The following is a 10,040-nucleotide window of genomic DNA, read 5'->3' as shown; positions in this document are numbered from 1 at the left end:
TGTTGGATATTTTTTCCTCATCTCTTACCTCAATATTCTTTCTTTATATACTACGTATTCCTTGGTTTGTGGACAACCTCTAAAGTGTTTTGCACAAACAAAAAACTTCTATTACATCTGGTGGTTAAAGATATCCACGTTTTCCCAACCCATTAAGTCTAACTCAATACGAGTAGGAAGAAATTCAAAGCACTTTTGGGCCAATTCTTTTCTATTTTCACGTTCCAACATTAAGTCTAGCTTTTCCTTTATCTTGTGGAGATACAAAACATCAGATGCAGCATAACTTTTTTGTTTGTCTGTTAAATTTTCGTTTCCCCAATCAGAAGATTGCTGCTGCTTATTTAGTTTGGTATCAAGCAGCTCTAAGCACAACTCTTTTAAGCTATGATTATCTGTGTAAGTGCGAACTAAACGTGAAGCTATCTTTGTGCAATAGCACGGAAGTGCCCAAGTTTCCAAGTAATAACGTATTATGCTCACATCAAATCGCGCGAAGTGAAATATTTTAGTTATATTTTTATCCTCTAATATTTTTCTCAAATTTGGCGCTGTATAATCGTTCTTAAGTTGAACTAAGTGAGCGTTGCCATCATTAAAAGAGAGCTGCACAAGGCATAATCTATCTCTGCTATGAAGTAGCCCCATTGCCTCGGTATCAACAGCTATAGACCTTACATCATCTGGTATTGAACTAGCTGGCAAGTCGTCTTTATATAAAAATATTCCCATAAAGCTTTGTGGAATAATTAAAAACTTATGATAATCAAAAATGAGCCTTAAGTATACGAAAAGATCATAGAAGGAACCACGCAAATTTATGGGCTCTCACATTTTTCGTGTACACGGGGTTTACAAATCGCTGTATATGCCTATAATTAAGTAAATTTAGGTTAATTTAATTGCGGGAGTAGCTCAGTTGGTAGAGCGCAACCTTGCCAAGGTTGAGGTCGAGGGTTCGAACCCCTTCTCCCGCTCTTTACTTTCAAAATCATTTCGTCAAAAATCCCTTGACACATTTCGTCAGCCCCCTTATCATGAAACTGAAGGTATTCAGTTATCTTCATCTGTGAAGATTAAACAGCAAGAAAACAACGTAGTTGGCGTCTTATTTTTAATTTTTTGCACTATGTGCACCTTATGTCTTCACAATATTTCTAGGTTTTTACCTACACAAGCTGAAACGCGCTTATAAGTCGTTTAAGACAGTATAGTACGCCAATTTGCAGGATTAGGGAGTGACAACTAGCTAACACGGGGTTTCTTTTGCCTTTTTTTCTGCTTAGTAAATTTCTTAAACATTTAAACTAAGGTGAGTTGCATTTAAAAGCAGCTAAATTGCAGCGTTTAAGACTTAAAAAACGCCAATACTGAAAATAGACAATGACTAGGGCTTCTTTTGCCTTTTTTTTGTTTGGTAAATTTTTTAATATTTATATGGAAGGTGTCATTCCAGCGCGTGACGCTGGAATCCAGGAATTTTATCAAGTATAAAAGTTATGTTAAAATGCACCATTTATGGAAAACTGGATCCCAGTGTCAAGCACTGGGATGACATCATAGGGGCTACTTTCATGACACCATTCTTTTTCCTGGATTGTATCTTATCAGTAAAAAAGAAGAGCTATTTTAGGAAGTTTTTATAGGACTAAAACCAAAGAAAACTTGCATATAAGTTTATCAAGATGTAAAATTGAAGTTATTTTAAAAGAATAGGTTAATTATGAATCTTGTAACAAAATCTGCTATCGATTTTACTGCTTCATCTGTTCTCTCTGACGGAGAAATTGTTGATGATTTCTGTCTGAGTAAGCACATAAAAAATAAGTATGCTGTCCTTTTTTTCTATCCACTTGATTTTACTTTTGTTTGCCCAACTGAATTGATATCGCTCAATAATAGAATAAATGAGTTTGCAAAGCGTGGTGTTGAAGTGATAGGAATAAGTGTAGATTCAAAATTTTCACATTATAAATGGCGAAACACTCCAGTTAATGATGGTGGTATTGGAGAGATTAGCTACACTTTAGTGTCTGATATCAAAAAGTCTATATCAAGAGACTATGGGGTCTTATATGATGACTCAATTGCGCTGAGAGCAACTTTCGTTATTGATGATAAATTTATTGTACGTCATCAATCGATAAATGATTTGCCTTTAGGGCGTAATATCGATGAATTCGTTAGAATCGTTGATGCAATTAAACATAATGAGGAGCATGGTGAAGTATGTCCAGCAGGGTGGAAGAAAGGTAAGCCAGCAATGCAGGCAAGCGATGAAGGAGTAGCTGATTATCTAAACTCATACAGTGAAGAATTATAAATTTAGTACAAAAGTTCTTATTATTGGATCTGGGGCAGCGGGTTATGCTGCCGCTATATATGCAGCACGTGCAAACTTAGAGCCGATTGTAATAACGGGAATGCAGCCTGGTGGTCAGCTTACAATTACTACAGATGTTGAAAACTATCCTGGTTTTGTTTCAATACAGGGTCCAGAACTAATGGAGCAAATGAGGTTTCATGCAGAAAAGGTTGGAGCAAAAATAATAGATGATGAGATAAAAAGCGTTGAACAACTTGAGGATTTTAATGAGTATAGATTTAGATCTTCTGGTAATACTAATGACTACTATTCAGATGCAATTATAATTGCATCCGGTGCGCAAGCAAAATGGCTTGGTTTGGAGAGTGAAAAGGAATTTCAAGGTTACGGAGTTTCAGCTTGTGCAACTTGTGATGGTGCATTTTTTAGGAATAAAGTTGTAGCTGTGGTTGGTGGTGGAAACACTGCTGTTGAAGAGGCGATATTTTTAACTCGATTTGCCAAAGAAGTGATATTAATACACAGGCGTGATAAATTGAGAGCGGAAAAAGTAATGCAAGATAGGCTCTTTAAAAATGATAAAATAAAAGTAATGTGGAACCATACCGTAGAGCAGATTCTTGGAGAAGAAAATCCGAAAAAGGTTACTGGTATTATAGTTAAATCAACGGAAGCTCAAGAATTAAAAGTGGATGGAGTGTTTATTGCAATCGGACACGCACCAAATACGGGTATTTTTAAAGGCTTTGTTGAAATGGATGAACAGGGTTACATCATTACAAAACCTGGAACAACTTTAACTAGTAAAGCAGGAGTATTTGCTGCAGGTGATGTTCAAGATAAGGTATATCGTCAGGCAGTAGTTGCAGCAGGAACAGGATGCATGGCTGCGCTTGATGCAGAAAAGTTTTTGGAGTCGTAGTTAATTCTAGGATTTTAGATAAATTGCTTGCAATTTTCCTTTTCTTTTACATAATTATGTTAGTAAATTATTAGATGGGTTTAATATGCTTTATGGAGAGAATAGGACAAATACTAATGGTTACAGATATCAGAGAACTCTAGATGCACCGACACAAAAGTTATTTAAAGCTATTGATGATGAAAACCTAGAAGCTTTTAAACAAGCTTTGGAAGGAGATGCGGATGTTAATGCGTTTGATGAAGAAGGCATGACACCTTTGATGTCTATTGCTAGAGCTTGTGATGTCACTTATGGTAGACAACCCATGTTAGAAAAAATGGCTAAATTGCTTATACAAAATAGCAGTATCGATATTAACGCTCGAAGTAGGGAATATGTTTATGAGGAAAGGCAAAAGAAAGACAGCCAAGGTCATGTAGTTTTTCAATACCTTGGAAAAGAAATAGTACGTGATGGTTTTTCGGGTTCCAAGCGCTTTACACTAAGAAATGGACGGGGATCAATAAACGCTAGTAAATTCAAGTACATTGATAGTAATGAAATAGTAACGAAAGATGATAATGAACCTATATGGTTTACTACTGATCATTTTGTAGGATATCATGAAGAAAATATTGGTTTCAAGGTTTTGACAGAAAGCTATGACGGTGTAAAGGAGGAGGTAAGGACACCCTTAATACAAAAAAATACAGCCCTACATATTGCTTGCCAAGTTGGAGCTAGAGATATGGTAAAAATATTGCTCACGCACCCAAATGCAAGCACTAATGTCAGAAATTATAAATATAAAAGCCCTGAAAATTGTATTGAAAGAGGTTCCGGAGATGTAATAAAATTGGAGTTTAAAAAAGCACAGGAAGGAAAAGAATTATTAGATGCTCTTTCTAGCGGAAATATTTACCAAGCGAAAAGACTATTAAATCAAGAGCTTAACCCTAATTGCTGGAAAAGAACCTACAATGAAGAAATAGAAACACCGCTTAGCTTAATTATCGAATCGTGTTTACGAGGAATAACACAAGATAACGAAGAAGTATTGACTAAACTTTTAAAACATAAAGACCTAGATTTTAGTCAAATAAAGCCAATACAAGATATAGAGAAAAATCCATGGGTGAAGCAAATAATTGAACAAGCCATTAAAGAGCGATTAACCGGTACTATTAATAGAAAAGATCTAGATGATGTAAAAGAATTGGTAAAGGATAATTGCTTCATAAATCGTGCAATTGTTACTGCTGCATTGAGAAATGCTAGTGAGCCAACTGAGTCCATTAAAAATTATCTAAATGAAAAATTTCCTGCAAGTGTGGAACAACCTGTGGCAAATACGAATAATATACCAGCAGGTTTTGAGCGAGCTTTTCAAGAAGTTGTAATTGAGCTTGAAAAAATAAAAGCTCAACTTGCAGAAACAGAGCAAGAGCTGGATAGTGCAAAGCAAGAGAAATTAAGTCAGCAAGCAAGGATTAGCGCTCTTACTAATCAAGTAGCTCGACTGACTGAAGAAAGAGATAGGCTTTCATCAGAAAATAGACTGCTCCGTACTAAAAGTCTGAGTAATAAAAACGAAAAATCCTCGCAAGCAATTTCTCCTGGTAGAAAACTAAGCAACTACGCTTCTGCTGCTTTTGTGTTGTCTGGAGCGTTTGCTGTTGGTGCATGTTTAGCAGTTTTATACGATTATCCAGTAATAGGTGCTTGTCTTGCAGCAGTTGCACTTGTTCTTCTTTTAGTAGGATATTTTTTATACAAAGGAGATGAAAAAGACATAGGACCTGGTAGTGCCACAGATAATCCTCGAGTTACAAGGGTTTTGGCTTCTTCTCCAAACTTTGTTGGAAATTCTTATACATATTAAAAACATCTTGATAATTGAGGTGAGTGTAAACTTGAGTGGTCTCAAGACTCGAATGACCAAGCAGTTGTTGTATTGATCTTATATCAATATCTTCCTGAAGCAAATGAGTAGCAAAACTATGACGAAATGCATGTGGAGATAAGATTTCTGGCAGATTTAATATTCTCCTTATTTTCTGCAAACGATTAGCGACATAAGTTCTCCCCAATTTTTTTCCTCTTACTCCCAAAAAAAGATGTTGTGCTTCATCAAGGTAAGGACAGGCTTTTACATATTCTTGTATACATTTTTTTACTACCGGAAGAATGAATACCTGCCTTTGTTTATCTCCCTTACCTGTTACTATTAAACTTTCATTGTTAATATCACTAACCCTAAGGTTCAACGCTTCACTGATTCTTAAGCCTGTACCATATAGCAGGACGATAATTGCAATTTCTCTTTTTACCACCCAAGGTTCACCCAGGTCGGATAGTTTCATTTCTTTTAATAAAGCTTTTATATTAGATATTGAAAGTGCTTTGGGCAAAGTTCTTCTCTGAATTGGCCTTGATAAGGAAAATACAGCTTCATTGTCTATATTGTGGTTGTTTTTTATGTACTTGAAGAAATTTCTGATTACTGAGAGTGCTCGAGTGTTGGATCTTGCGTTTACACCTCTTGCGTAACGAGAGGTAAGCCAACTTCTTAACTCAGGTACGCTCAATTTTTCCAAAGTGCCGACATTTACTTCTTCACCAATGTGAGTGCTTAGGAAATTTATGAGGTCCTTCAAGTCCCTCATGTATGATTCCAAAGTGTTTGGTGAATAAGATCTGTTGCACCTCAGCCACTCATACCATTTTTCAATGATTGAACCGAGGTCCACAATTATTTTTTAAAGAAAGCATCGATGCACGCATCACGGAAAGCTTCGTTTATATCAGGATGAGAGTGACAAATTCTGTATATATCCTCTGCTGCTGCGCCGTATGCCATTGCAACTGCTGCTTCGTTGATTAGCGTATCAGCGTATGCCCCTATGATATGCACACCTAGTATTGTATCTGCTCTGTTACAAGTTAGCACTTTCACGAATCCTTCAGCATCATCAGTTATTTTTGCTCTGCCGTTTGCAGCAAATTGACACTTACCCACTTTGTATTCACGGCCAGCATTTTTGAGTTCTTCTTCGGTTTTACCAATCGAAGAAACCGCAGGGTGAGTGTAAATGACAGATGGTATGATTCCATAATCAACGTGAGGTACTTGCCCAGCGATTATCTCTGCAACTGCTACCCCTTCTTCCTCTGCTTTATGAGCAAGCATTGCTCCACCGATCACATCACCAATAGCAAATATTCCTTTCACATTAGTTTCATATCTGTTGTTAACTTGAACGAAACCGCGATTATCTTTTTCTATTTTTTCAAGACCATCAGTACATGGTTTGCGTCCTGCTGCCACCAATACCTTATCCGCCTCTATAGTGTTTGTTTGATTATCTTTTACAGAACAAACTTTCACACTCAAAGAGTTACTACTTTGTTTTATCTCCTCAACTTTAGTGCTAAGTAAAAATTTTATTCCTTGTTTTTGTAGACTAGAAAGTAGAGACTTACTTAATTCTCCATCCATTGCTGCAGCGATTCTGTCAAAAAATTCTACTACAGTGACTTCAGACCCTAGCCTCCTCCATACAGAAGACATTTCAAGCCCTATTGCCCCGGCTCCGATTACGACAAGTTTTTTTGGTACTTCAGTTAAAGATAGTGCACCGGTGGAAGAAATAATGTCTTTCTCATCGATATTAATTCCTGGCAAAGAAATAACGTCAGAACCGGTTGCAATTACTATATTTTTTGTCTTCAGCACCTTACCTTCAACTGAAACTTCAAGATTACCTTGGTCAAAAGAAGCAAGCCCATTGATTTTAGTGATTTTGTGAAGGTTAAACAGATATTCTATACCTTTTCCGAGTTCCTGAACTCTGGCGTCCTTATAACCTAGCATTTCTTTTAAATCGAAACTTGCATCCTTAATTTTTATGCCAAGCTTCGACAGATCATTTTTCGTGTGAGCATACTGATAGGAAGAATGAAGTAGTGCTTTGGAAGGTATGCACCCAACTCGCAAGCATGTACCACCAAAAATGCTATTTTTATCTATGCAGGCAACTTTCAATCCAAGTTTTGCAGCAGCGATAGCACACTTATAACCGCCTGGACCACCACCTATAACAATCAGATCATAATCAATCATAAAGAACAAACCTATTTTCTAAAGAATAAACACCATTTCCCTCAGTTGTTACATATATTTTATCGTGAGTAAACACTGGAGTGTGAAACACATTACCAGGTACTTTGACTACCTTTCCTGCACTTTCAGATCCAGGAAAAGCAAGCATTGAACCTTTATTGCTTGTCACCCACAGTGTATGGGCATGCACAATTGGAGCAAACAATTGCGTATTTTCTATTAAATCAGATGCCCAGACTGTTTCTCCATTTTTTATATCCAGGCCGATTATTTTATTATCTTCAGTTACTATAAAAATTCTTCCGCCTTCTTTTTGTTTCTCTGCAGGAATAAGAGGACTATAATATGACTCAATGTCTGATACACTTTTTACTTGCAGTGACTTTGACCATAAAATATTTCCTGATTTCACCTCAATGCCATAAATATAAGAATTATTTGTAGCTATTAAAGTATCGCCAAGCACTCTCGGTGTAGTAGTTACATCTGTGAGCTGTGTATCCAAAAGGTTTGTAGCCAATTTTTGGCTCCACAATTTTTTACCGTCTTCATTAAAAGCTATTAACTCACCATTTGAAAATGGCGCTATTATTTTATCGTTAGAAATTGCTGGCGATATGGAATATAAACCTCGAACCTCATTGATACCGTTTTGATAAGTCCAAACGGAGCTGCCATCTTTTATATCAAACACGTACAGATAATTATCAATAGTCAATACTGCCAATTTATTGTTTATTACTCCTGCTTTCCCTCTTACTGGAGCTCTCAATTCTTTTTCCCACTGAATCTCGCCGGTTTTTGCATCTATTGTGTGTAGAACGTTATCCACTATAAAGAAAACATTTCCTCCGTGACGCAATAGGCTCATGTTACCGATTTTTTTCCTATGTGAGAGGTGTAATTTCCAATTCATAGCCTTTGAGTTATCAATATCAAAGGAATATAAAGCGCCGTGCTTGTCTGGTAAAATAACGCTATTTTCTGTAAGCACTGGAGCTACATACCCTTGAGATAGTTTTTTATCCACTAGACTTATTCGCTCGCTTGCCATTGTATAGTTGCTACACAATAACATTATTATAATAATTATTACTTTCATTACTTAGTTGAGAACAAGATTTATTAATATACATACTAGAAATCTTAATCACAATGAAAATGTTCTTGTTGTACGTTGAAACATTGATTTATGAACAGAATATCACATTATTATGTAAAAAACTATACTCTTAGAGGTAATACACCTCATCCACTATGCAGCAACGTGCATAGCTGTATGAACATTGAGATATAAAAGTAATTTATACCAAGAAGAAAGATGTCATCCAAATAGCCTCTTTTCCTGTCATCCCAGTGCTTGACACTGGGATGGCTTTGTTGCATAGCAACTGAAAAAATCTTGTGGCTACTGACAAAATTCATTATAAATAGCCATTTAACTGTTGAAGAAAAAATATGCCACAAAAAATGAGAGTCAGTAACTGCCATGAATATAACAAATTTCTCCAAGAAAGAGGAAGCATTTTTTGTTATATCAATGACGCCATAGAAAATTGGTACGAGAATTGTCCAAAAATGCAGGGCGGCAACTATATTTATAGTGATAAAGTTGTGATTTTGGTGCATATAATCGTCAGTTTCTTTAGAATTGGTTTAAGACAAACAGTCGGGTTTATAAAAGGGTATTTGCAACAAATAGGAAGAGATTTGGCAGTTATCAGCTATTCACAAGCATCAAGAAGGTTTAAGAAACTTAATATTAAGATAAATGATTGCAGAATTGATAAAAATAATATGGAAGATATCGAAATTGCTATAGACAGTACAGGAATTAGTATATACAACAACACTCCTGGTCACAGCAAGGAAAATAGCACTGACAGAAAATATCGTGGCTATGAGCAAACGAGAAAATTGCACGTAATGTTGAATATAAACAACAAAAAAGCCATAGCTGTAAAATACAGTAACGGTGTCTACTCTGATCACTATGGAGCTTGTGATTTGCTAAAAGAAGTCGATTTTCAGTATGTCATAAAAGTACTATATGCAGATAGGGCATATGACAGAGAAAAGCTCTATAAGCTGTGTAATCAATATGGTATAAAAAAGAAAATTCCTCCGAAAAACAACGCAGCAGAGCATCCAAAGTTAGACTATATGGCTGAGAGAAATTCTGCAGTCAAGCTCATAAAGTCATATGATGAAGATGGTATAAAGAAGTGGAAAAAAGAGATGAGTTATGGAAAAAGATCTTATATAGAAAGTTTTTTCTCGCAACTGAAACAAACATTCGGGTTTAGTTTTAGGAATAAATCTGAGACAAATAGAGAGAAGGAACTACTTGTTAAATGCTATTTGCTCAATAAGTTCACTGATATTGGTATGGCTAAATTTGAGATAGCTTCATAAATTTATTGTGCGTTACCTACTATCCGAAGAGCGATGCAACAAAGCCCACGCACTGGGATGACAGCAGTCCTACGTCATACCGCGATTCATTCGCGGTATCTCTTAACATAGATCCCTTACTTAACCGTCATACCTTAACATAGATCCCGCTAACAAGCAGCGGGATGACGGTTGTCGTTTAGCTACAAACATTAAGAAATTTACCAAATAAAAAAAAGGCAAAAGAAGCCCCGTGGTTGGCTAATTACTTACATTATACTTTCAAGTATGGC

The 10,040-nt window shown here is 36.1% G+C and carries 9 protein-coding genes and 1 tRNA gene; 6 read left to right on the top strand and 4 right to left on the bottom strand.

Annotated elements, in window-relative coordinates; translation table 11 throughout:
• Positions 1 to 111: 111 nt before the first annotated feature.
• A complete protein-coding gene (locus BA053_RS03715; RefSeq protein ID WP_065106776.1) occupies positions 112 to 732 on the bottom strand; it encodes a ribonuclease D in 621 nt (206 codons plus the stop codon).
• Between the two features lie 172 nt (positions 733 to 904).
• Here BA053_RS03715 and BA053_RS03710 point away from each other — a divergent pair.
• From BA053_RS03710 to BA053_RS08040, 5 genes are all read left to right on the top strand, one after another.
• Positions 905 to 977, top strand: a tRNA-Gly gene (locus BA053_RS03710).
• Positions 978 to 1,414: 437 nt separating this feature from the next.
• Positions 1,415 to 1,555, top strand: a complete 141-nt coding sequence (locus BA053_RS08700) for a hypothetical protein (protein ID WP_156518040.1) — start codon at positions 1,415 to 1,417, stop codon at positions 1,553 to 1,555.
• 168 nt (positions 1,556 to 1,723) lie between these two features.
• Positions 1,724 to 2,323: a peroxiredoxin gene (locus tag BA053_RS03705; RefSeq protein WP_065094578.1), complete on the top strand. Its 600-nt coding sequence runs from the start codon at positions 1,724 to 1,726 to the stop codon at positions 2,321 to 2,323.
• Positions 2,310 to 3,248: a thioredoxin-disulfide reductase gene (gene trxB / locus BA053_RS03700; protein WP_065106775.1), complete on the top strand. Its 939-nt coding sequence runs from the start codon at positions 2,310 to 2,312 to the stop codon at positions 3,246 to 3,248. Before BA053_RS03705 ends, trxB begins: the two co-directional genes overlap by 14 nt.
• 85 nt (positions 3,249 to 3,333) lie before the next feature.
• Complete coding sequence (locus tag BA053_RS08040) at positions 3,334 to 5,112, top strand: ankyrin repeat domain-containing protein (protein WP_065106774.1); 1,779 nt, start codon at positions 3,334 to 3,336, stop codon at positions 5,110 to 5,112.
• On the opposite strand, the gene BA053_RS03690 is transcribed toward BA053_RS08040, so the two are convergent.
• Genes BA053_RS03690 through BA053_RS03680 form a run of 3 tightly spaced genes read right to left on the bottom strand, consistent with a single transcriptional unit; the run spans position 5,057 to position 8,455 of the window.
• Complete coding sequence (locus BA053_RS03690; RefSeq protein WP_065094582.1) at positions 5,057 to 5,980, bottom strand: tyrosine recombinase XerC; 924 nt, start codon at positions 5,978 to 5,980, stop codon at positions 5,057 to 5,059. The two genes, BA053_RS08040 and BA053_RS03690, sit on opposite strands and share 56 nt — an antisense overlap.
• A gap of 2 nt (positions 5,981 to 5,982) precedes the next feature.
• Positions 5,983 to 7,353, bottom strand: a complete 1,371-nt coding sequence (lpdA, locus tag BA053_RS03685) for a dihydrolipoyl dehydrogenase (RefSeq protein WP_065095391.1) — start codon at positions 7,351 to 7,353, stop codon at positions 5,983 to 5,985.
• A complete protein-coding gene (locus tag BA053_RS03680; RefSeq protein ID WP_065094584.1) occupies positions 7,346 to 8,455 on the bottom strand; it encodes an outer membrane protein assembly factor BamB family protein in 1,110 nt (369 codons plus the stop codon). Before BA053_RS03680 ends, lpdA begins: the two co-directional genes overlap by 8 nt.
• A gap of 356 nt (positions 8,456 to 8,811) precedes the next feature.
• On the opposite strand from BA053_RS03680, the gene BA053_RS06775 reads away from it, so the two are divergent.
• Positions 8,812 to 9,768: an IS5 family transposase gene (locus BA053_RS06775; protein ID WP_082942379.1), complete on the top strand. Its 957-nt coding sequence runs from the start codon at positions 8,812 to 8,814 to the stop codon at positions 9,766 to 9,768.
• Positions 9,769 to 10,040 lie beyond the last annotated feature (272 nt).

This window comes from Wolbachia endosymbiont of Nomada ferruginata, from assembly GCF_001675785.1.
Lineage (GTDB): Bacteria > Pseudomonadota > Alphaproteobacteria > Rickettsiales > Anaplasmataceae > Wolbachia > Wolbachia pipientis.
Note: the sequence above shows the minus strand (reverse complement) of the source record. Positions and strands in the feature narration are given on the sequence as shown.